Consider the following 22,472-nt stretch of genomic DNA (forward strand, 5'->3'; position numbering starts at 1 on the left):
ATAATCACCTTAATCTAGGATTTTCCCTAATTCTTCTTCAATAGAAGTTATTTTATTATCAACTTCTTCAATAGTAATAAAATCTGACTCATATGGTCTCATATAATGTTCTGCGAGAAGGTTCCAAAAGTTTTCTTCTGTAATATCAACATTTAATTGCAAGTACTTAGATTTCAATAGAACAACATCGTCATCATCTTTGTTTATCTTCCTACCAAATAGACTTCCATCAATGTGGATTTGATTTTTCTTTTCTATTAACCCATTTCCATTTTCACCTATTAAGTACTTATCTAATAGTTCAGGGGCGTCATTATGAAGGAAATAAGGTTTACCCTCATCATCATAAGAAACAAGATTAGTTTCCCATCTATCGTCACCTAGGTTAAAGCCATCATAATCCATAATATAAAACCAAATTTTTTCTTGTAAATCCTTTAGTTGACGTTTTTCTATTCCATCGTCAGTCATTACACTTTCACTAGTTAACTCAGCAATTGTTTCTTTGTTTCTTTTATAACCTATTAGCATATATGTCTTCTGCTTAGCGTATGGAGCAAACGCAAACTTTGGAATTGATACAATTGCTTCAATTTTCACGTTTTTAAGAATAAATTCTCTAAATTCTGTGTAGAATTTCGAGGGATTTTCCAAAACTCCGTTAGGGATAATTAAGCTAACTCTTCCACCGTATCGCAAACCATTAATATATTGTCTAATAAAAGTATACTCTTGACCTTGTCCATAAGGAGGGTTACTAATTACTACGTTCCAATCATTTTCCTCACACTTAGAACTAAAAATAGTATTTTGATTATTCAATGGTTCTAGGGAGCTCCCATGATGTATATCTGTATGTCCATCTCCTGCAAAGAACATGTTTAATTTCGTTTTCTCAACACATTCAGGTTCCTTATCAATGCCGGTGAAAATTTGACTTCTTAATAAAGTATCTATTCTCTCACTTCTATTATTTAGTATCGTTCTATATTCCGTTGACAGATAAGAGTAACATTCCGTTAATAATCCACCTGTACCACATGAAGGGTCTATAATTTTGAGATTAGAATAATGCATAAAGATTATCTCTTCTAAGTAATTGTACCTAATTTGATTTCCTGTTCTTTCTAGCTCTTCTTTTTTAGTTTGAATTTCTTTTTTCATAGCGTCAACATATGGTTTTAATGTAAGAGTAGCAATGACTTGGCTAATATGCCTTTTAGTATAATACTGACCAAGCTCCCTCTTTTGATCCTTGTTCTTGAACTTTTCATAAATGGCACCATATATATCAAAATCACACTCATGTAAATATAGTGGTCTGTCTGTAGCTTTCCCATTTAGACCATCATAGATTGCTAAGATAAACTCATAGCTTTTCTTGTTGGTTTGGATTTTATCTATAGGAACAAGTATGTCATGGAACTCTCTATATTCCTTCTCATAGCCTTCAAGATATTCGCCATTCTCATCTTTATCCGCTTGTTCATCTTGCTCAAGATTATTTAACTCAGTGCGTAAAACATTGTATATTTTTCTACCTTTTTGGTGGTCTTCATCGGTTTCTTCAAATTTGCCCCAATCTGTCCAAACCTTAATACCATCTTCTCTGTATTTATCTACCTTGTTTAAGAGAATAATTCTTTCCTCTAAATATTTAAAAAAAATAAAAGTAAGTATTATATCTCCAAGAACATCTTTACTACCTTCCAATTGTCTACCATAAAAATCATTATGTATTCTAGTAATGAAATTAATAAACTCTTGCTCGGTCATGCTGCTTTTTTTCTGTTTCTCCTCATAAGGAAGTGTTGTAAAATCACAAACTGTGTTAGTTCTAGTTATTTGCGATCTGATATCCTTAAGAATATTAAACACAGGGAAAAAGTTAACCTGCTCCTCAATAATGCGGTTTTCAACAGCACCCTCATCATTAACAACTGCTACATTTCTCTTGATCAATATTGGTTTTAAAGTCTCTGTATGATAAAATCTCACTTCATTAGTATTGGTAACCCCAAAGAAAGGTAAATTTAATTTTTGGGCTTTCCATTTACCTTGGATTAAAGCATTAAACCAATCTCTTTCTCGAACAGTTCCATAATTTAATGAACTACTATTTGTTTCATATAGAGCTATATTCTCTTCGACAAGCTTGAAAATTTCTTCCTTAACATCTCCATTTAGATCATAAATATCTAGTATCCTTGCACTCTCTTGTTTTGCCTCTAATATTGTTAATAAATCACTTTCAAAATTCGTACTTGCATTTTGGGATTTCGAAATAAGTATATCTACCCTTTTATTTAATGTCTTACTAGTGCTACAATCTGTCTTCATATTGTCTATAGGTGTTTTACAATCAAAAACTAATCTAGGAATTAGTTTGGTTACTATTTTTGTACTTTCACTTGAGTGAACTGCAACCACTTTCATACAACTCCTTATAATAGGATACAGTAACCGACCTTAATAATTAATTAAAGTACAGTACAAACGTTCTATTATAGAATATATGTTTAATAAATAGAAAGCAACTTCTGTAATAAAAATTCCAAATCCTTTTCCCGCTTAGGGAAAAGGGATGTTTCAACTCTTTTGTAGTTTGGTAAATCGCTTATTTCCTATTTTTTAATATTTTTTTATGAGGAGGATTTTCCTCATATCAAGACAAAAAATTTCCTATAATAAAAGAAAAACTCTCAGTACAAAATGATTTATACCATCTCTAAAGCCCCAAAATTACCTTTGAGTCTTTTCTCTTAATCCACTACAATGTGAAATAACCTGAAGTGGAGGAATGAAAAGATGCAGCGGAAAAGTTACAGCATGGAATTTAAACAGCAGCTCATCCAGGAAGCCCTTGAAGCTGGAAATGCCAGTCAGGTCGCGAGAAGACATGGAATTGACGGTAAGATGTTATCCCGATAGATTCTTCAATCTCATCAAGCAGGTTGGAAAAAGGCCGCTCCTGAAGCGAAGAAGATAGCTCCCTATGCGCCATCACCCAAAGAATTTCATGAGTTGGAACATGAGAACGACAAGCTAAAAAAACTGCTTGGTGAAAAAGATCTGGAAATATCGATCCTGCGTGACCTCGTAAAAAAGGTGAACCCCGCCTATCGGACAAAATAGAGATCGCCGACACATGGATTGCGTGGGTATAAGGCTGCCGTGGTGCTGCGGATCGTCGGCGTCAGTGAGGCAACGTATTATTACCGAAGGAAGCATTTCAAGCAGGAACGAGTATACAACGGTGGATGTCCTATCCCTGGATATTCCTTCAACCAACAACGACGCCCTACCAGTGACGATCAGATCAAGGAATGGCTGATGGAGCTTATTGCCGGCGAAGAATCTACGTATGGCTATCGAAAATTAACGGTATGCCTCAAGCGGCAGTTTGGATTGATCATAAATAAGAAAAAGGTATATCGAAGGCGGCCTGGCAACAGGGACAATAGAATATAATCACAGAATTCTTAGGAATATTTCGCGCGCTGTGGAATTGGAGGTAATTAAGCATAATCCAGCCCTTCCAGTTAAAAAACAAAAGGTAAGTTATAAAGATGTTTTGCCTTACGATGAAAATGAAGTCAGATTACTTATGCTGGCCCTGAAGAAAGAACCGTTCCATTGGCAAGTAATGATTAAACTCGCTATCCATACCGGGCTTCGACGCGGTGAACTGTTAGCCTTGGAATGGAAGCATGTCGAATGGGAAAAAGAACAAATCAATGTACTGCAAAGCGTTTCATCTACTACAGCGGGGGTAGCGCGGGTGAAGGAACCTAAAACGAAGAAGTCCAAGCGCAAGGTAGGACTATCTGAAGCTATGCTGGAGTTGTTACGGGAGTATCAAAGGCTCAAAGCGAAGAGCGGAAAGCTATGGAGGATTGGCAGGGCGGGGAACATCTATTTATCATTGCTCATCCAGACGGAAAAGCATTCCACCATGAACGCCCGTACCTATGGTTTCGCGGCTTCCTAAAAAAGAACAAGCTTCGCTATATCCGGTTTCACGATCTGCGTCATACAGCCGCTACGCTTTTAATAAATCAAGGCGTACACGCAAAAGTTATATCAGAACGCCTAGGGCATGGGAATATTACGACGACAATGAATATTTACGGCCACGCATTACAACAGGCGGATAAGGACGCGGCGAACAAGGTTAGCGACATCCTCTTTATTTCAAATGCCCGCAAATCCAACGCATAGAAAAGACGACGCTGTAGAAGGCCAAAACGTCGTCTTATAGATAAATAACACCAATTTAGCACCAAAGCCACAAATACCCCGCTGTTACACCAATATTAAAATGTCTGTACTATAGACAAATCCCCTTATATATCAAGGCATTTCAGCCTTCTGTTTCATCCCTAACCAACAAACACTTTCCACATGTGTTGTGCTCAGAATAGGAAGGCACTTTCCCCCTTTCACTTCGCAAGGACTTTTTTTGCTTATGCATCTTGCTTTGGATGCTGTTATGAAAGCCGGTTTTATAGACGAAGGTCAGTTTATACGGCTCAGGACTTTCCTGATTGGAGTTCTCCCCAATAATAACTTTATCGACAATGCTTTCGAATACGTTTCGGTCGAATGCAGTCAGAACCTCATTCGTTTGAAGCACTTTGCGAAGATGTTCAAGCCGTTTTCCCAATTCTATTTCATCTTGCGCGGATTGCTCCAGCAGTTCCTTTTCTTCAAGCAATTTAGTAAGCGAAGTATCGAGCTCCGCATATTTCTGTTCGTAAGTAGCCCTGTCTATTTTCTCATCCAGGCACAAATCAATCAGTTTGCAACGTTTTTGCTCCAAGGCCTCAATATCGCTAATAATTTTGTTCAGCCGCTTTTGATTATTCTGATCGCTAAACACGGACCCCATTCTTTTCATAAGCTCGTCCAGCACATCAGAATTGTTGCGGCACACCAATTTGTACGATTCGACAAAAGCACACTCGATCAGCTTTTCCTCTAAGGCTTTACTGTGAGAGCAGTATTTCTTCCCTTTTTTCGTGGCTGTCACGCACTGCCAAATCACTTTCTCATGTGGGGTTCCGCTGTGCCAGTTCCGCCGCGAGAGGTTGCTTCCGCAGAAAGCACATTCTAACTTGCTGCTAAAAGCAAATTTCCTGCTGTACTTGTCCCGCTTGCCTTTCACGCCGCGGCGACGATTCTCGCTCCTTCGATGCAATATATCCTGCGCCTTCTCAAACACTTCCTCGCTAACAATCGGCTCATGATGATTTTTGACATAAAACTGATCTTCCTCGCCGTAATTGTCCAGTCTTCTCTTGGAAATGGGATCGACGGTAAATGTCTTTCCTTGCAACAAGTCGCCTTTGTACTTCTCATTCTTTATGATACCAAGAATGGTTGTGTCCTGCCATTCGACTCTTCCGTACTTGGTTTTATGTCCAGCCTCAGTCAGTTCCTTTGCAATAACATAAGCGCCGATTCCCGATGTGTATCGTTCAAAAATATAGCGGACGATTTCGGCTTCTTTTTGATTAACGGTTATCGTTTTCGTATTCACATCGTAATCGTATCCCAGACAGCTTTGAAAGCCCACCAGTTCGCCGCGCTTCATTTTCATCTTCAGACCTTTTTTCACGTTCGCGGAGATGTTCTCCACTTCCTGCTGCGCTACGGAGCTTAAAATGACGAGCAACAATTCGCCGTCCATCGTCAGCGTATTGATATTTTCGTCTTCAAAAAATACGGCGATGTTCTTTTCCTTCAGCATACGGACGTATTTCAACGTGTCCAGCGTATTTCTTGCAAACCTGGAGATAGACTTCGTGATGATCATATCAATTTTCCCGTCCATACAATCGTTAATCATGCGTTGAAAATCCTCGCGCTTCGTTACCTGAGTACCGGTTATGGCTTCATCTGCATAAATATCAACCAGCACCCAGTCGCTTCGTTTGCTAACGAGATCGGTGTAATAGTCGACTTGCGACTTGTAGCTGCTCAATTGCTCCTCGGTGTCGGTACTTACGCGGGCATAAGGGGCGACGCGAAGAATATCCGATAACTTTCCGGCGTTTCGATCCGATATTTTCCGACTTGCTTTAATTACTTCTACTTCGAGAGCCATGGTGTTGTCCTCCATTCTTATTTACTTGCCATCAGTTTAATAAGAGATGGGCGGACCGACAAATGTGCGAATCAAGAAGTAAGGTCCGAAATGATGCCGTAATCCCGCATCGTTTTGTTCTTTATCAAATGAAATTCGTTTTCGGTAATCAAAGATAATGCCAGCAATTGTCTTATCATAGCGATTTGCATGCTGTATCGGATGAGTTTATGGTTCATAAAAACCTCCCATTAATCCAGAAAAGTTGAAAAACAGAGATGCGCAACAAACATAATCGCGTATGCGCATCTCTGTTTCCGCCTCTGTTTTGGTTGCTTCTCTCAAAAATCTTATCCGGCGGACAGTGGTTAGCCGTCCTCATAGGGTTCAAACCTCTTCCAGGATCGCTGCAAGCCGCCCCCATTGCGATGAACTGTGGCTGGACGGAAGTATCATTATCCCTCCGCATGGGTCTTCGCCTTAAATGGAACCACCATTTTTTATTGCATGGGAAAATCGCTCGCAGGTTGCCGTTTCTGATGAAAGACATATAGAAATAAATCGGCAAAATGGTCGTGGCGCACCTGCAATTTGGCTATCCTTCCAGGCCATGCGGGGAACGTACCGGATAAGATTGTATTCAGTTTTCAAGGAGCATTGAGAGGTTGAATAATGTCCCTCTAATATTCATTTCATTTTTAGGGTAAAATCGGAACTGCTTGCCCAAAAAACTCCCCTCCGCGGCTTCCATTTTTTGATACAATCAAATATGGAGTGCTACGATAAAAATGCAGTCGAAAAACCCCCTCATATGAAATAAAATGAAAGCTGACGAGGGGACGAGAGACAATGAATCGATACGACAAAGCATTCAAAGAAGAAGCAGTAAGATTGAGCGATGAGATTGGACCCAAGAAAACCGCCGAGCAGTTAGGTGTATCCTACTATACCTTGCAGGAATGGAGAAAGCGAAGAATCCTGCACGGTGACGGAGCGCATATCGGGAGCGGACGCGCTTATGCATCTGCCGATAAGACTGCGCGTGAAATCGAATTAGAAAGAGAGATAGGCGAGTTGCGCCGCGCGAATGAAATTCTCAAGGATGCACTCGGTTTTTTCGCAAAAGACCGGAAGCGGTAAAGGCATGCCAGCTCTATGCTTACATCCGTGAACGACGGGATCAGTGGACCGTCAAGGAAATGTGCAAAGTACTTGCTGTCAGCGAATCGGGCTATTACCGTAGCTTGAAGCCCACACCGAAACAGGAGCGGCAGCAACTTCTTCTGGTCAAAATCAAAGACATCATTGGAGAGCATGAAGACAACCGAAATTACGGTGTCCAGCGTATTCTGCTGGCGCTGTCCCAAATAGAGATCACGACCAGCTACAGCACCGTCTACCGAATCATGAAGAAGCATGGCCTGCTGAAGAAAACCAAACGTCATCCAAACGGTATTACATGCGAGGATGCCGCAGCTCACAAGAGCGAGAACCTAATCCAGAGAGACTTCAAATCCTCAGGACCCAACCAAAAGTGGCTATCGGATATCACCGAAGTCCCTTGTTTAGACGGCAAGTTATATCTATGCGCGGTACTGGATTGTTTCAACGGCGAGATCGTGGGCCTCGCCATGGACGACAACATGCGCAAGGAACTCTGCATTCAGGCCTTTGAGAACGCTTGTAAAGCAAAGAATGCTCGCGGAATGATATTTCACAGCGATCGAGGCAGTCAATTCACAAGCCATGCATTCCGAGAGCGTCTAGCAAAACGAGATGCCATTCAGAGCATGAGCGGCACAGGGCGTTGCTTGACAAAGCAAGGATGGAAAGCTTTTTTGCTACGCTAAAGAAAGAAAAGCTGTACAAGATCAACACGGAGCGCTATCCGATGGCCTATATTAAATCGATCATCTTCAGATACATCATGGTCTACTACAACAGACAGCGGATCTACACCTCTAATCCAGGGGCTGGCCCCCAGCTATTTATCGCGAAAGAATGCTGTCACAGGCAGCTTAGTAACGGGTTTTCTGTATGAGGGTGTTTTCAAACTGCACTTTTTTTGACAACTCCATTTCCAATATGAAGCGCGATTCCCCTTCCATAAATTCGAAGTGCCCAAAGCAGTCATTCCATACATAGCAGAGCAGGTCGAGTCACCGGCAGAGCTGTACGCCCAAAAACGATTGGGCGGGTCGCTCCATCACCTACCATCGAACACAAATCAGAGATTCTTTCAAATTGGGTATGGTTCGCATCACTCAACGGAATACTTCCCCTTCCGCTTTGGACAATGCAATTGTTTTAGTCGCACAATTTTGCTCGCCTTGGGCGAAGCCGCGGTTTGTCTGTTTTCCTGCATGAAAGGTGTAGTCAATTCATGCGAGGATGACGAATCTTGATGTGATCAGTCATTACTCGTAGAGTCCGGCATTCGTATCCACTCCTTATGTTATTTTAATCAAATAATTAGGTATTTGAATATAAAGTGTATTGTATAGGCAACCAAATCACAATCCATGCGCCGGTATGCCCTTCTTTCCAGAATGTTTTTGGGTAAAGTTGTGTTATGATATTCATATATTCAAAAGTATAGTGATCAAGGAGGCGTTAGCAATGAACCAAAATATCCAACAGTTTAAAGCCGATTTTTTTAAGGCGCTGGCGCATCCCATGCGGATTCGAATCCTGGAGGTTCTGAGTGAAGGAGATAAAAACGTAAATGAGATACAGAGTATTTTAGGCTCAGAGGGTTCAGCCGTTTCTCAGCAGTTGGCAGTATTGCGAAATAAAAATGTGGTGACGGGCTTAAAGGATGGTACTTCTGTCATTTATTCGTTACGTGACCCGTTGATTAAAGATCTACTCGCAGTCACAAAGCAGATCTTCGATAATCATCTCGTTGATGCCATTTCATTACTTGAGGTCATTCGAAATGAATCTTAAACTGAAAAACAAGGGGTTCCATGAGTAACATCAAGGATCTCCTTGTTTTTTTGTTTTGCAGCCGGAAACATGCGGAGCGACACGAGATTATTATGATTGACATTATTCGATGACAGGAGTAACATTTCACTTATATTCAAATAATCAAATATATGAATAAGAGAAGGTAATTCAGATGAAATGGACGGGAAGATTTGAAGGATACCATGCGGCCGCATTCCGCAAGGATATCATTTCAGGCCTCATTGTTGGTATTATCGCCATTCCATTAGGGATGGCGTTTGCTATTGCGGCTGGTGTAAAACCGGAATATGGCATTTATACCACCATCGTTGCCGGTATCTGTATTTCCTTGTTCGGGGGTTCTAAATTTCAAATCGGCGGCCCGACCGGTGCATTTATTCCGATCCTTTTCGCGATCGTCATGGAATATGGATACGAAAATTTATTGCTTGCAGGATTTTTGGCGGGAATTATTCTTGTTCTCATGGGGCTATTTAAACTCGGTGCGTTGATAAAATTTATTCCTCGCCCTGTAACCATCGGATTTACCGCTGGAATTGCCGTCATAATCTTCAGCGGACAAATTGCCAACTTTTTAGGTTTGAGCGGTATCGAGAAACATGAGAATTTTCTACCAAATATGAAGGAAATTGTAACGCATCTCGCAACTACGAATCTCTACAGTATTATCACAGCGGTCGTCTGTTTGGCAGTTATCCTCCTAACACCGAAATTTTTACCGAAGGTCCCTGGTTCCTTGGTAGGGCTTATCGTATCCACTATAGTGGCGACCGTATTCTTTAAAGGGGAAGTTGCAACGATTGGATCGTCATTTGGAGCTATTCCAAGCACCCTACCCCATTTTCATTTCCCTGATCTAACCTGGGATCGCATTGAAAATTTGATTCGCCCCGCCTTTACTATTGCCATGTTGGGCAGCATCGAATCTTTATTATCGGCGGTTGTTGCCGACGGCATGACCGACAGTCGTCATAACAGCAATCGGGAGCTGATTGGGCAAGGCATCGCCAATATGGTAACCCCTCTTTTTGGAGGCATACCAGCGACAGGAGCCATTGCACGAACAGCAACCAATATCAAAAACGGTGCGATCTCACCCCTGTCAGGTATTATACATGGTATTGTTGTATTGCTGGTGCTCATTTTGTTTGCACCTTATGCATCAGAGATCCCACTTGCTAGTATGGCACCGATTCTAATGCTGGTTGCCTGGAACATGAGCGAACGAAAAGAATTTGCCCACGTCTTAAAAACCAAAACGAGCGATTCTTTTGTCCTTCTCATTACCTTTTTGCTAACGGTCTTTACGAATTTAACGACTGCCGTTGAAGTCGGATTAATTTTGGCTGTTATACTGTTTGTGAAACGAATGAGTGATGGGTTATTGGTTTCCAAGGTATTGCCTGACCCAACAGTTAAACATGAAAAAGTGAAAGCTCATATGGTGACCGAAGGCCACGATTGTCCACAAATTGGGATCTATACCATCGAAGGCCCCCTCTTTTTCGGCGCCGCGAACATGTTTGAAAAGTCCATTATGGATTCGATTCATCTAAGACCGAAAGTGTTACTGCTGCGCATGGGAAAAGTACCTTTTATGGATACGACGGGTGAATCAAATCTTTCCAGTTTGGTGAAGCATTTCGAGAAATTTGGTGGGATTATTCTTGTATCCGGAATTCAAGCTCAGCCTTTAGATGTATTGAAGAGAACAGGGTTGTATACGCTGATTGGGGCTGAACATTTTTTTGGACATACCGGTGAGGCACTTAACTTCGCGCTATTGCAACTGGATTTGAATAAATGTCTAGGTTGTAAACATTTTGCTTTCCGTGAATGCGTGGCGTTATCAAACAAGGAGTCTCAAAAAGAAGTGATCACCAGTTTAAAGGCTGATCCAGCAAGGACATAGCCTAATCTCATTTGAAATCGCCCTAAAGACGAAATGAGGTGAATGGCTATGCAACTTGCACTTCAGCGTTACCATGATTGTCGAGCGGATAAATAAAAAAGTGTTCTAACAATCTTATCGTTTATCTAAGCAAAAATGAGATCGACTGCGAGGCGCTCTCTCGTCCAACTGAAACAGTAACATACAGACACGCCCATGCTCGGATTCTTTTGTTACACAGCCACTTTCAAGTCATCCTCGGCAAATGATTGCGAATGATTCCCACTATAATATACGGTTGCGTAAGCAGAGTTCGAACAAAATAAATAAGAGTTGTCGGGATGAATGGTTTCTAAAGCAGAAGCTTTAACATGTACAGCAATCCATCCTAAACCACTCCTCATGTAGACGAGAATGGGCTTAAGGGTGAGGATACATTTCTTTCTTTACTCATTTAATCCTGCCCATGGAGTAATGACAATGTTTAGTCTACAACTTTACATTCCCGTTCAAATTTACCGACCTTCGGCTAGAAACTTTTCGATACGCGACTTAATCGCATCCCGAACCGCTCGAAATTGGCTCATGATTTCTTCCTCGGTGCCGGTCGCCTTGGCCGGATCATCGAAGCCCCAATGCCATTTCACGACGTTTTTATTCGAAATCACCGGACAATGTTCGTCTGCATGGCCACATAACGTAATCACATAGTCTGCCAGATTCAAAATCTCCGGATCGATGACATCAGATGTATGGCTGCTAATATCGACGCCAGCTTCCTTCATCACCTGGACGGCACGGGGATTCAGCCCATGTGCCTCTAACCCGGCGCTTTTTACTTCGTAGCGATCAGTACCGAGAGCCTTCAAAAAGCCATCCGCCATTTGGCTGCGGCAAGAGTTTCCTGTACAAAGGAAATAAACGAGTTTTTTGTTTTCTGACATGATGAGTCCTCCTGTTTATATTAAGCTGCTTGCTTTGAAAAATACTTCCGCTGGAATCGGAGCGCGACGTTGACTAAGGCAATCATCACGGGGACTTCCACAAGAGGACCGATGACGGCCGCAAATGCTGAGCCGGAATGAATACCAAACACCCCGACGGCAACGGCAATCGCCAGCTCGAAGTTATTCCCCGAGGCGGTAAAAGCCAGTGTAGAAGTCACCGGATAACCAGCCCCTGCTTTTTTGCCCATGAAAAACGAGATCAAGAACATGACGACAAAGTAAATCAATAGCGGAATCGCGATCCTCACGACATCGAACGGCAATTGGATAATCATTTCGCCTTTCAGCGAGAACATGACGATGATCGTAAACAATAACGCGATCAGCGTAATGGGGCTGATTTTCGGAATAAAGACCGTTTCGTACCAGGACCGTCCTTTTGCTTTTACAAGAGAATAGCGAGTAATCATTCCGGTCAAAAACGGTATCCCTAGATAAATGAACACACTCTTGGCAACTTCGGCCATCGTAATGTCAACAACGACACCTTCCACCCCGAACCATCCCGGCAAAATCGTAACAAAGATAAAGGTGTAGACGGAATAAAACAAAACTTGAAAGATCGAGTTGAAAGCAACGAGTCCCGCCGCGTACTCAGCATCCCCTTTGCATAAATCGTTCCAAACGATGACCATTGCAATACAACGAGCTAAACCGATCATAATCAGGCCGACCATATATTCCGGATAGCCTTGGAGGAAAATAATAGCCAGGAAAAACATTAAGATCGGGCCAATGAGCCAGTTTTGAATCAATGAAATGGTTAACACTTTGCCATTTCGGAAGACACGATCGATTTCTTCGTATCGTACCTTCGCCAGCGGCGGATACATCATTAAAATAAGGCCAAACGCAATCGGTATCGATGTGGTTCCGACTTGAAATTCATTCAAACCGGCAACAAAGTTGGGAAATACGTAGCCCAAGCCAATTCCTATCGCCATCGAAATAAAAATCCATAACGTCAAATAGCGATCCAGAAATGAAAGTCGCTTTTTCTCTTGTTTACACACTTGCTGTACACCCCCTTTACTCGCAAATAACCGTTAGTCCTTGTTGCTCCAATTCCCGCAGATCCTCGGATAGATCAGGCAAGTGGAACAGAGCATAACCAATTTCCTCTAACCGCTTCTCATTGATGGAGTAAAACACCCATTGCCCCTTTCTCGTTTCGCGGACCAGTTCCGCCGTTTTTAGACGGCTTACATGTTTGGAAATGGCTGGCTGGGAAATGTTAAAGATGGGAACCAGTTCACACACACAGCAATCGCGAACACGGAGCAAAGAAAGGATTTTCAGCCTTGTCGGATCGGCAAGAGCTTTCAGAATATCTGCTATCTTTTCAAATTCCATTGTCGTGATAATCACCCCACATCAAAACCATATAACCATATTGTTATTTATGTATGGGAAAAAGTCAATACGAAAAATGAAATTTTAAAAATCCTGTCTAAGAACCGAGTTCCTGTTTTTTGCATTGCAGATAAATTAAACACTTGCAACTTGCAATCATTTGTTGTATAACTGTTTCATGAGGTGAGGCGCCGTGGAAAATGTACGTGAACAATTTCAAATCATGACTCGTCGCTTTGGCTTTCTGAATAAAAACTGCTGTTCTGCCGGTGGCTGCGACATCTCCTTAATTCAAAGCCATATTCTTTACGAAATTGATCGCCAACACAAGCCTTCCATCCAGCAAGTAGCAGAGGCATTAGGGACCGATATCACGACATTCAGCCGACAAGTCCAGTCGTTAATCAAGATGAAATTAGTGAAGAAAACGCCCGATCCCGATGACCGGCGGGTGAAGCTGCTTTCCTTAACGACAGAAGGAAAATATGTTGCGGCGTCGATTGACCAGCAAATGAATGACTATTTAAACGAAATTTTCTCACACATGAACGATTTTGAAAAAGATACCGTCATTCGCTCGATCAAGCTATTAAACGAAGCGATGGCGAAAACCGGCCAATGCTGTTCCACCCCTTCTTGTGGGTGATCTTTTTCCTATAATACTTGCATTTTGCAAATATTCTAAGGAGGACTTGGAATGTCAGCGATTTTCGATGGAATAGTTATCGGGGGTGGGCAAGCCGGTCTTGCTTCCGGATATTACTTGAAGAAGAATGGGCTGCAATTTGTGATCCTGGAAGCAAGCGAACAGGCAACCGGTTCTTGGCCACACTATTACGATAGTCTAAAGCTGTTTTCGCCAGCTCGGTTATCCTCATTGCCAGGCATGAAGATACCCGGAGCTGCGACCAATTACCCGTTGCGAAACGAGGTGATTCAGTATCTAAAGGCGTATGACCAACGTTTTGACTTGCCGATCCGGACGAATCAGAAGGTTGTTGCCGTGGAGAAAACCGACAACTGCTTTTCGATCCGAACGGCTGCAGGAGACGTCATCTGACGAGAACGATCATCAATGCGACCGGTTCCTTTCATAATCCCTATACGCCGAACATAAACGGAAAGGAAGTCTTTCAAGGAGAAGTCCTTCACTCTTCCGCGTACCGCAATCCGGATCGTTACCGTGGGCAACGAGTGGTCGTCGTCAGGCGCGGAAATTCTGCGGTTCAAATTGCAATAGAGCTTGCCGACAGCAGCCATACATTGCTCGCCGTTCTTCGGCCCGTTCAGCTTACGAAAACAAAAGTATTGGGAATAGATCTTCATTTTTGGATCAGAGCTGTCGGCTTAGATACCTTTCCATTCTGGCGATTTGCAAAAAGCCTCCAAGTCCGAGTTCCGTTGCCGATTTGGACGATTACCGAGCAAGACTAGAGGCTGGGAAGCCGGACCAACGGCCGATGTTTACCTCGTTTTATTCCGATGGCGTCGTTTGGACAGACGGAACGAAAGAACCGGTAGCAACCGTCATTTTTGCAACCGGGTATCGCCCCGATCTGTCTTACCTTCACCCTCTCGGGGCGCTGGATGCCGAAGGGAAACCGCTACAGACCGCCGAAATCAGTCTTTCTGTTCCGGGACTGTATTATGTCGGCTTGGAAGGACAGCGTTCCTTTGCTTCCGCCACATTAAGGGGGTGGGGCGGGACGCGAAATACGTTGTTCGCAAACTACGACGTTTTGTGAAAAATGACTTGTAGGGAGGCAAGTTCCCATGAACTTGAATTGGTTTGCCACGGAATACCTTATGAAACAGGAGCAGCGTGAAATAGAGCGCTCGGCACGGGAAGCTTGGAAATGGCAAAATCCCACGGAGTTATCGAGCCGGTTCCTTTGGAGACGGCAACTCACGATTGCAAACACAGCAGCTTGTTGCACCCCTAGCTACTGCTGATTTGATAAAAAAGTTGAAGGAGAGAAGATTCATGAATCAAATAACGAACGATCAAATTCGCCAAAATGTACGCAGCCGGTATAAAGAAATCGCCTTACAAAAAGTGGAGTCGGGTTCGTGCTGTTCGCCAGCTTCAAGCTGCCGCGGATCGGCCGATGACGTTTCTTCGCAGTTGGGCTATTCATCCGAAGAATTAACCGCTGTTCCTGACGGTGCAAACCTTGGTCTTGGTTGCGGCAATCCGCAAGCCATCGCGGAGCTTAAACCGGGAGAAGTAGTATTGGACCTCGGCAGCGGCGGCGGTTTCGATTGTTTTTTGGCGTCCCGACAAGTAGGGGAAACCGGCCATGTGATTGGGGTCGATATGACGCCGGAAATGGTAAGTCGCGCCCGCAATAACGCCGTCAAAGGAGGATTCACGAACACCGATTTTCGGCTAGGGGAAATCGAGCATTTGCCTGTTCCCGATCAAACGATGGATGTCATCATTTCCAACTGCGTCATCAATCTTTCTCCGGATAAACAGCAAGTGTTTCATGAAGCGTTCCGCGTTTTGCGCCCCGGTGGTCGTCTGGCCGTTTCCGATGTCGTGATGACGGCAGAGCTTCCGGCGGAAATCAAAAACGACTTGGATGTTTTTTATTCGGGGTGCATACCGGGGGCCTCGTCCGTTGACGAGCTGAAAACGATGCTAACGCAAAGTGGATTTAAGGATGTGGTGGTCGAACCGAAAGAGGAATCGAGGGCGTTTATTAAAGATTGGGTTCCTGGGTCGAAGGTGGAAGATTACCTTGCCTCTGCCGTTATAAAAGGAGTTAAACCATAACCCAATCGGCACAGCAGATCATAAGTAAAGCAAAGCAGTTCTATCGTTGTTTGGATAGGACTGCTTTTATTCGGTTAGCTCGCCATTGCCTCGCATGTCATTACACAGGAGAAGAAGGCTTCGGCACACCGCATACATATTACAAATGACTTTTTTCGTAAATCCAATCAAACTGCTACATAAGAGACAACATCTACTACTGCGGATACCGTTCCGATAAACATCAAATAAGGATATACCGTCAAAGTTCACCGTGTCAATAACTCAATAAGCGACGACCATCCGATGCACCTTTACGGGCACTTCTTCCAAGGCCTAAACAAAAACGGGAAACCGCTTGAAGGGTCCTCCGTTATTAAGGATACGGTGAATTTGAAGCCGGGGGAAGAGTACGTTGTTGCATTCGAAGCAGATAATGAAGGGAACTGGATGTTCCATTGTCACGATCTTCATCATGCTTCGTCTGGTATGGTAAGGGAATGAAAATATATAGACTATAGGACTGATTTTGTTGCAGACCCGAATGCAGGAAATAAACCAAATTAATACAAAAATGAGCGTTCACTCGTAACCCGGCCATTTTGTCACATCCGCTCCGTTGCACCATTTTTTAAAGTTGGTTCTTGCTTTCGCTATTTTTCTGCCGACAGGGAGGAATTTTGTTGCGAAGAATCAGAAAGACTCGGCCTTCCAAACAACACTTGCTTATCCGAATCAAACAAGTCCCGAAACACCACCTGCCCGCGACTTGAGGAAGCATCTACAACTTTGCCATCACCCGCATAAATCCCAACGTGAGTAATATCCATAAATCTACCATTACGCTCGTAGCTCCAAAACACAAGGTCACCCGGAACCAAGTCGGCCGCGCCTACTGTAAGGCCATTCTCCACGCAAAATCTGGCCTGCTCAGCTGCGGTTCGCAGCAAGCTAATACCTAGCTGACGATAAACCCATTGGACGAGATAGCTGCAATCCGTATAATTACCCTGCCCGGCCTTCGGTTGGCTGTAAGGATCGCCTAGACGAGTCAGCGCCAATTTGACGGCTTCACTGCCCAGTTCGCCTTTGGGCAAATGCTGTTGAACCAAATCAAGCTGCTCCGGCGTCAAACCAATATCCGCACCTTTTCCAAGTATTGCATACATGAGCGGGCGGAACTCCTCGGACAGCATTTCCTTCATTAATTCCATCTGTTCATTTGTAAAGCGATATATATCTGCCTGTTGCTCCGCAGTTTGGCTAGTGACGGTAATATGCAAAATGCGCTCATATCGGGTAATCGTTTCTTCGCTGGTGCTCCCGTCCTCATGTTCTACCGTAACCGTTTCCTTATGTTCTATCGTTTCAACACGAGATTCCAGCGAATTCATATCCCAAAACACCGATCGAATGATACCGATTCTTGTTGCATCAAGCGTAGCCACATCCATTCCGTTTTCCGCATCTGTGACGGTCTTCACGGCAAAGACGACGATAATGTCCATCCAGTTATCAATTCTAGTGTTGTCCGCGCTGCCGGGATAATGATATTCCACCCGGTCTACATGGCCAGCGGATCGCTGCATATCTGCAATTCGGGCGGCGAATTCATCGTCTATTTCCTGAACGATTCGGGTAAGCGGCTTTACATCGGCATCCGTATTTTCACCAGACACAAAGATACCGAACGGAGAGGAAATGACAGCGGCTACCGCCATGATAATGCACAAAACTACAATTACCGAACCGCTGAATCCCAGAAGCGCCGTCAATCCCTTGACAAGCAAGGCAGTGGCTCTTACAAGCAATTTAACGATAAGGCGATTCAATCTCGCGGCTGCACGCGCGGTTTGAATGGACCGGCGAGCTGATATCGCCATATGCGCAGCCCGATGAGCTTCCTTGACAGCATCCATTCTCCCTTCAGTTGAAGCATCCGAATAATCGTTAGCGTGATCTAGCCGATGCCCATTTTTTATAAATGGCGCTAACGTCTTGAAATTTCGCGCTTTCCGTTTGATCGTATGACCTGATTGTTTCATTATAGTAGACGGGACTCGGGTTAACGGTTTCACGCGTCCATTTGCTGAATGAGATACCGCGGCGGAGAATGATTCCTTCTTCCCGACCGGTTTTAGAGGGCCGATATCCCGTTTTTGCATCCAGTCAGGATAGCTGCCTGTTCGAGAACGATGCAGAAGCCGGGCATTGACCCGGCTCCGTATAAATCGTTGTTTTCCTGAATGCGAGCCAGAAGACAAGATGTATTTTCCATCAACCGGCTTTCGCAGACGTATCCTACGGGCAAGTCGCGGTGTACGCGAAATCGATGACTCCGTATGAACATCAATCGGACTCTGACTTGTGACAGAATCACCGTCTGGAAACGGCTTCCTTTTTAGAATGTGCCGGATCAATCTCTTGTTGATACGCACACTCATCCCCATTTGGGCACGTATTGTTTTTTTCGTAGCCGCTGCGGAATGGCGCTGAGCAAATTCAACTGGAGACTGGGAAGTCGTCTTGTCATGATCAACTTGCCGCTTGGCATGAGCGCTTGAACGCTTTACACGATGCAACACGTTTGGGAATCTTTCCAAACGTTTAATGTCCTTCACAACATTCCTCGTTTTAATCTCCTTCATCGTTCCATTCAACTCCCAATGTCGGCAGACATTCAGCGGTTTTGTTCGGCCAGCCGTTTGATCGTTCTCTCGTTACTTTGGCAATAATCAGGGTAACGAAGACGAATCGCTTCAAAAAAATAGGGGGCATCGCTGCAATCGAATAATTCGTGGGGAGTGGAGTAACGTTCGTCGCCTGCTTCGGTCCAGCCGTTCCATAAATTAAAGGCGAGCCGACACACTCGGATGGTACCGCCGGTTTGCCATGGGGCCGAAAGACCTTCGGGCTTAATGCCGCCATTAGAGAAATCATATAAATCGCGGATATGACTTCTGGTTTCTCGGGAAATGCCCAATGTATAGAACAGTGCCCGGTGGTAGCCATCGCTGCATTTCTCTGCATCCAACATCTGAACGTAAAATCTCTCGTGTTCATCATCTCGAAACCAAATCGGATGCATCGTCACATACCCCTTTCATGGAGAATTCAGCGGCTGGTTGCAACCAGCCGCTGTCTGAACATGGTCCTCTATATAACCGTTCATTTTGGCAGGAAAATCGGACCCTCCGACGAATCGATTACATGTTTTTGAGCAAGTATTCCATTTTTTTCAAGCCTCGTTGGATCGATTTACGAACCGCCCGCTCATCGACATGCTCGGCTCTGGCAATATCGACTTTGCTCATACCCAAAAAATAATGGGCATAAATCCGTCTGGCTGATTTCACCGGCAATTGACACATAGCTTCATAGAGTTGCTGCCGTGAAAGCTTGCGCTCGTAAACCTCCTCCGGTGAAATCGAGAGAAATAAAACATGCTGCTCAACCCCGTCGTTGCGATCCAGCGAATAATAGGCCCTATGACGATACGTCCGCAGTCTGTAAGCGCTCTCTTTTAAGTCAAAGCGACGGATTTCATCGGCAACCTCTTCATCTACATCAACCCATACATCCGACCTGAAAAAAGGATACATATCTCGCAAATTCATCTTCTTCATTCAAGTCCCTCCATTTTGGTTTAATGGCAAACCAAAACAGAGGGGGGGGAGCGACAGCCAACGCTCCCCGACAAGCAGGAAGCACAACAAAAAAGACCCACCCGCAGAGAGCGCCAACGCGCGATTGCGACCAGGCCAATTGGATTACATTCTTGCCGATTAATTCGCCGTTTGCAGTTAAGAGCAATAGGGATACATTACCTTCACCCTCTTTCTCACCTGGCAACACCGAGTGAGAAATTAGGCGGGCTATGATGTATGGTGCTGCCCTAAGCTTGGTTCAGCTCCTTGGCAACCGGGATTTAGCCGACGACCGCATTGACACAATAAAAAAAGCGCCGTAATCCTTTCCGCTGGGTAGCAGGGAAAGAATCGACGCTTGATAAAGAGTGACCACAGAGTTTTCTTGTTGCTACCGCTGCACTGTCTGTCCACGCTATCATCATAACACGAAACATGTGCATATCGTGTGCATACTTCGTGCAAAAAAAGGCACATCCGGTGCAGCGTTCGGTGCATGTTCGATGCAATTCCGGCACTCCAATCCTCAAAATTGAATTACTGGGACAGATCTATGCGCAACGAATCTTCTGAATTCATTCAATCTGCTTGAGAAGACTCCAAATCCAGCAAAACCGTCCGATCTTTGATTTTCATGTAGATTTTGCGTAAAATTCGCTTCCGATGATAGAAGTATGCGCGGCGGGAAAGTGCCAGGCGGCTCATGGCTTCTGAGGACGCCAGATTATCAAAATATCTCAACCGAACAAATAAGCCCTCTTCCGAGGTGAGCGCCGTGAGAGCGTAGTCGATCAGACCGATTCTGGATAGCAACAATGGGATTTCATGTTCAGTGATCTGTATGCGTCGAATGACCGTTCGCAATACCGTTTCCTGTTTTCTGCTGCTATGAGCCGCAACCATATCCAGGGTGCGCGTCAATTCTGGGATGTAAGTGAGTTCGGATTGAACATACTTCAATCTCGCTTTCCAGTCCTTATAGGACTTTAGCCATGATTCAACTTTCTCGTAGGGAATGGAGACCGGGTCCGCGACATCACAAATCCCTCCTTGCTGTGCATGCTTTCTTAACGTTTTCCGCCAGTTTCGGCAGTCAATCGACTTCGTTGTACGTTGTTCACTCTCCATTTCTATCGTCATCTTCCCTTCTTTTCTAGTTTGGCATAAGTTGACAAGGTACTATTTTCACAACCTTCGTTCCGCTTTTTACGACTCTCACCTCCGGTAAATTCCTCCTAATAATATCCATCTGCACCTACCATTTTACCTATAAAGCGCTTAAATATGGAGGGTGATTTTTTCATCACGCTATCAATTCATAAAGTGTCGAATGAACGCAAAATGACTCGAATCGAGTACGAATCGCTAACACATGATTCGATCATGCCGATCGTACAAGCCTCTTCGTTTTGCTTTTTCCGCCGCTTCATGAATGGAGCAAGCGTTGAATTTTCGAATGATGTTACGAACGTGCGATTTCATGGTGTTCGCTGTGACGCCTAATAACTCTCTGATCACCGGCTGTCTATAGCCCCAACCGATCAACTGCAAGATCTCTTTTTCAGTGGGCGTCAGCATTCGATGTAATTCTTTTCGCTTATCCAGCCCAATTTCATTACGGATAATGGATGCAACATCGGCATGAAGAGAAGGTTGCCCCCGATACGCTTCCCTTACGGCATTTACGACATCAGCATAGTTTATCTTGGTAATATAATTGATCGCCCCGGCTAGCACAGCTTCCACAATGATTTCAGGCTCGTAGAGGGAGGTCAAGATAATGATTGGCATTGATTTCATTTTCAGAACTTCGGAAATTGTATGGAGTCCATCCTGTTGCGATGAATGAAGTATCAGATCAAGAATCATCACGTCTAAATCCAATTGCACACTCGCTCGAATGGCCGATTCCTTGTTTGTTGCAATATGAAATATATTCATATCCGGCTCTGCATTGATAAGCCCCGCCATCCGTTGTTGCCAAATGGGGTCGCTGTCCACCAGCAATACTTGGATCTTGCCTTCTTTCCAACGCACGACTTCATCAACTTCTACGGCATAACTTGCACGCTCCTCCATCTTTTCATCACCTCATTGATTGTTCTGGAAAAACAAAAAAGACACGTACCCTCGGAAGGCCGTGCCTTTTCCTGACAGCATTAGAGAGGGTAACCCGGCGATCATTGCAAGCATGCGGAAGACCCGTGGCTTTGCGTCCCAGTCTTTCGAACTGGTTTGCCTTTTTCCTGTTGGAACTTGTCGTCATTCGTTATACTGCCCCATGTCCGTTGTTGTCTTTTTCATCACCACTAAGCATAATCCGGAAGCTCGCAAGGCTACGAAAGAAGATGCCTCGGGGCATCTCCTTTACATCTCGGTCGTCTTTGAAACACCCGTAACCGCTTCGTTCCTGTAACCTTAGCAGCATGGATACCGCTTCCGCCCGAGTGGCCGTAATGTCCGGAACGAATTTGCTGCCGTTCGGCCGTCAATAATACCTAGTTTGCGGATCGTTTCCACCGAGCCTTTTGCCCACCTCGGAATGTTTTCGTCATCAGCAAAGCCCGTTGTTGTATGCGAATTAAGTGAGACTTTCAGCGTTTTTGCGATCATCGATATCATCTCCGCTCGGGTGATCTGAGCATCCGGTCGGAAGCTGCCGTCCTCGTACCCGCTGACGATTCCCGCTTTTACAGCGAGAGCAACCGCCTGCTTGGCCAGTCACCGATCTTCGTCTGATCCGTGAAGGTAAGGG

At 44.2% G+C, this 22,472-nt stretch carries 22 protein-coding genes, 2 pseudogenes and 1 riboswitch; of the genes and pseudogenes, 12 read left to right on the forward strand and 12 right to left on the reverse strand.

Features of this window, described 5'->3' with window-relative positions; translation table 11 throughout:
- Positions 1-9: 9 nt before the first annotated feature.
- Positions 10-2,430 (reverse strand): HsdM family class I SAM-dependent methyltransferase, encoded by a 2,421-nt coding sequence (locus ABEA66_RS27250; RefSeq protein WP_345592533.1) that lies wholly within the window; start codon positions 2,428-2,430, stop codon positions 10-12.
- 378 nt (positions 2,431-2,808) lie between these two features.
- Here ABEA66_RS27250 and ABEA66_RS27255 point away from each other — a divergent pair, with 378 nt between their 5' ends.
- The 4 genes from ABEA66_RS27255 to ABEA66_RS27265 all read left to right on the forward strand — a co-directional run bounded on the left by ABEA66_RS27255 (position 2,809) and on the right by ABEA66_RS27265 (position 4,221).
- Positions 2,809-2,931 (forward strand): transposase, encoded by a 123-nt coding sequence (locus ABEA66_RS27255; RefSeq protein WP_345592535.1) that lies wholly within the window; start codon positions 2,809-2,811, stop codon positions 2,929-2,931.
- Between the two features lie 402 nt (positions 2,932-3,333).
- Entirely contained in the window at positions 3,334-3,471 is a 138-nt protein-coding gene (locus ABEA66_RS36430; RefSeq protein ID WP_377741182.1) for an IS3 family transposase, read from the forward strand.
- Between the two features lie 31 nt (positions 3,472-3,502).
- Positions 3,503-3,991 carry a site-specific integrase gene (locus tag ABEA66_RS27260; RefSeq protein WP_345592537.1) on the forward strand — a complete coding sequence of 163 codons (489 nt, stop codon included), beginning with the start codon at positions 3,503-3,505 and terminating at the stop codon, positions 3,989-3,991.
- Positions 3,889-4,221, forward strand: a complete 333-nt coding sequence (locus tag ABEA66_RS27265; protein WP_345592539.1) for a site-specific integrase — start codon at positions 3,889-3,891, stop codon at positions 4,219-4,221. The genes ABEA66_RS27260 and ABEA66_RS27265 overlap by 103 nt, the downstream gene beginning before the upstream one ends.
- A gap of 142 nt (positions 4,222-4,363) precedes the next feature.
- Here the strand turns inward: ABEA66_RS27265 and ABEA66_RS27270 are convergent, their stop codons facing one another.
- Both ABEA66_RS27270 and ABEA66_RS27275 read right to left on the reverse strand, forming a co-directional pair.
- Positions 4,364-6,109: a recombinase family protein gene (locus ABEA66_RS27270; RefSeq protein ID WP_345592541.1), complete on the reverse strand. Its 1,746-nt coding sequence runs from the start codon at positions 6,107-6,109 to the stop codon at positions 4,364-4,366.
- A gap of 71 nt (positions 6,110-6,180) precedes the next feature.
- Positions 6,181-6,327, reverse strand: a complete 147-nt coding sequence (locus tag ABEA66_RS27275) for a hypothetical protein (protein WP_054796018.1) — start codon at positions 6,325-6,327, stop codon at positions 6,181-6,183.
- 610 nt (positions 6,328-6,937) lie between these two features.
- On the opposite strand from ABEA66_RS27275, the gene ABEA66_RS27280 reads away from it, so the two are divergent.
- The 4 genes from ABEA66_RS27280 to ABEA66_RS27295 all read left to right on the forward strand — a co-directional run bounded on the left by ABEA66_RS27280 (position 6,938) and on the right by ABEA66_RS27295 (position 10,973).
- The gene (locus ABEA66_RS27280; protein ID WP_110843139.1) at positions 6,938-7,228 is read left to right on the forward strand and encodes a transposase; all 291 of its coding nucleotides are present in this window, start codon (positions 6,938-6,940) and stop codon (positions 7,226-7,228) included.
- A 23-nt stretch (positions 7,229-7,251) separates the two neighbouring features.
- The gene (locus ABEA66_RS27285) at positions 7,252-7,938 is read left to right on the forward strand and encodes an IS3 family transposase (RefSeq protein WP_110843138.1); all 687 of its coding nucleotides are present in this window, start codon (positions 7,252-7,254) and stop codon (positions 7,936-7,938) included.
- 769 nt (positions 7,939-8,707) lie between these two features.
- A complete protein-coding gene (locus ABEA66_RS27290; protein WP_036684721.1) occupies positions 8,708-9,037 on the forward strand; it encodes an ArsR/SmtB family transcription factor in 330 nt (109 codons plus the stop codon).
- A 175-nt stretch (positions 9,038-9,212) separates the two neighbouring features.
- Positions 9,213-10,973 carry a SulP family inorganic anion transporter gene (locus tag ABEA66_RS27295; protein WP_345592560.1) on the forward strand — a complete coding sequence of 587 codons (1,761 nt, stop codon included), beginning with the start codon at positions 9,213-9,215 and terminating at the stop codon, positions 10,971-10,973.
- Positions 10,974-11,467: 494 nt separating this feature from the next.
- Here ABEA66_RS27295 and arsC read toward each other — a convergent pair whose 3' ends face one another.
- Genes arsC through ABEA66_RS27310 form a run of 3 tightly spaced genes read right to left on the reverse strand, consistent with a single transcriptional unit; the run spans position 11,468 to position 13,312 of the window.
- Positions 11,468-11,896 (reverse strand): arsenate reductase (thioredoxin), encoded by a 429-nt coding sequence (gene arsC, locus ABEA66_RS27300; RefSeq protein WP_345592562.1) that lies wholly within the window; start codon positions 11,894-11,896, stop codon positions 11,468-11,470.
- A gap of 20 nt (positions 11,897-11,916) precedes the next feature.
- Positions 11,917-12,972 carry an ACR3 family arsenite efflux transporter gene (gene arsB, locus ABEA66_RS27305; protein WP_345592564.1) on the reverse strand — a complete coding sequence of 352 codons (1,056 nt, stop codon included), beginning with the start codon at positions 12,970-12,972 and terminating at the stop codon, positions 11,917-11,919.
- A gap of 16 nt (positions 12,973-12,988) precedes the next feature.
- Positions 12,989-13,312: an ArsR/SmtB family transcription factor gene (locus tag ABEA66_RS27310; protein ID WP_110843135.1), complete on the reverse strand. Its 324-nt coding sequence runs from the start codon at positions 13,310-13,312 to the stop codon at positions 12,989-12,991.
- A gap of 193 nt (positions 13,313-13,505) precedes the next feature.
- On the opposite strand from ABEA66_RS27310, the gene ABEA66_RS27315 reads away from it, so the two are divergent.
- The 4 genes and pseudogenes from ABEA66_RS27315 to ABEA66_RS27330 all read left to right on the forward strand — a co-directional run.
- Positions 13,506-13,958 carry a MarR family winged helix-turn-helix transcriptional regulator gene (locus ABEA66_RS27315; protein ID WP_110843134.1) on the forward strand — a complete coding sequence of 151 codons (453 nt, stop codon included), beginning with the start codon at positions 13,506-13,508 and terminating at the stop codon, positions 13,956-13,958.
- A gap of 51 nt (positions 13,959-14,009) precedes the next feature.
- Positions 14,010-15,071: pseudogene (locus ABEA66_RS27320) on the forward strand (NAD(P)-binding domain-containing protein).
- Positions 15,072-15,296: 225 nt separating this feature from the next.
- Positions 15,297-16,091, forward strand: coding sequence for an arsenite methyltransferase (locus tag ABEA66_RS27325; protein ID WP_345592569.1), 795 nt, complete (start codon positions 15,297-15,299; stop codon positions 16,089-16,091).
- Between the two features lie 195 nt (positions 16,092-16,286).
- Positions 16,287-16,571, forward strand: a pseudogene (locus ABEA66_RS27330) (multicopper oxidase domain-containing protein); the annotation flags it as partial.
- Positions 16,572-16,723: 152 nt separating this feature from the next.
- On the opposite strand, the gene ABEA66_RS27335 reads toward ABEA66_RS27330, so the two are convergent.
- The 6 genes from ABEA66_RS27335 to ABEA66_RS36435 all read right to left on the reverse strand — a co-directional run bounded on the left by ABEA66_RS27335 (position 16,724) and on the right by ABEA66_RS36435 (position 22,438).
- A complete protein-coding gene (locus ABEA66_RS27335; protein WP_211373348.1) occupies positions 16,724-18,718 on the reverse strand; it encodes a C40 family peptidase in 1,995 nt (664 codons plus the stop codon).
- A gap of 32 nt (positions 18,719-18,750) precedes the next feature.
- Positions 18,751-19,158 carry a DUF6075 family protein gene (locus tag ABEA66_RS27340; RefSeq protein WP_345592576.1) on the reverse strand — a complete coding sequence of 136 codons (408 nt, stop codon included), beginning with the start codon at positions 19,156-19,158 and terminating at the stop codon, positions 18,751-18,753.
- Between the two features lie 118 nt (positions 19,159-19,276).
- Entirely contained in the window at positions 19,277-19,696 is a 420-nt protein-coding gene (locus ABEA66_RS27345) for an RNA polymerase sigma factor (protein WP_345592578.1), read from the reverse strand.
- Between the two features lie 600 nt (positions 19,697-20,296).
- Positions 20,297-20,857, reverse strand: coding sequence for a hypothetical protein (locus ABEA66_RS27350; protein WP_345592580.1), 561 nt, complete (start codon positions 20,855-20,857; stop codon positions 20,297-20,299).
- Between the two features lie 225 nt (positions 20,858-21,082).
- A complete protein-coding gene (locus tag ABEA66_RS27355; protein ID WP_127486801.1) occupies positions 21,083-21,796 on the reverse strand; it encodes a response regulator in 714 nt (237 codons plus the stop codon).
- Positions 21,797-21,881: 85 nt separating this feature from the next.
- A riboswitch (cyclic di-GMP riboswitch) is annotated at positions 21,882-21,967 on the reverse strand.
- Positions 21,968-22,135: 168 nt separating this feature from the next.
- Positions 22,136-22,438: an S-layer homology domain-containing protein gene (locus ABEA66_RS36435; protein ID WP_377741181.1), complete on the reverse strand. Its 303-nt coding sequence runs from the start codon at positions 22,436-22,438 to the stop codon at positions 22,136-22,138.
- Between the last annotated feature and the right edge of the window lie 34 nt (positions 22,439-22,472).

Origin of the sequence: Paenibacillus vulneris, from assembly GCF_039543185.1 — a bacterium.
Lineage (GTDB): Bacteria > Bacillota > Bacilli > Paenibacillales > NBRC-103111 > Paenibacillus_S > Paenibacillus_S vulneris.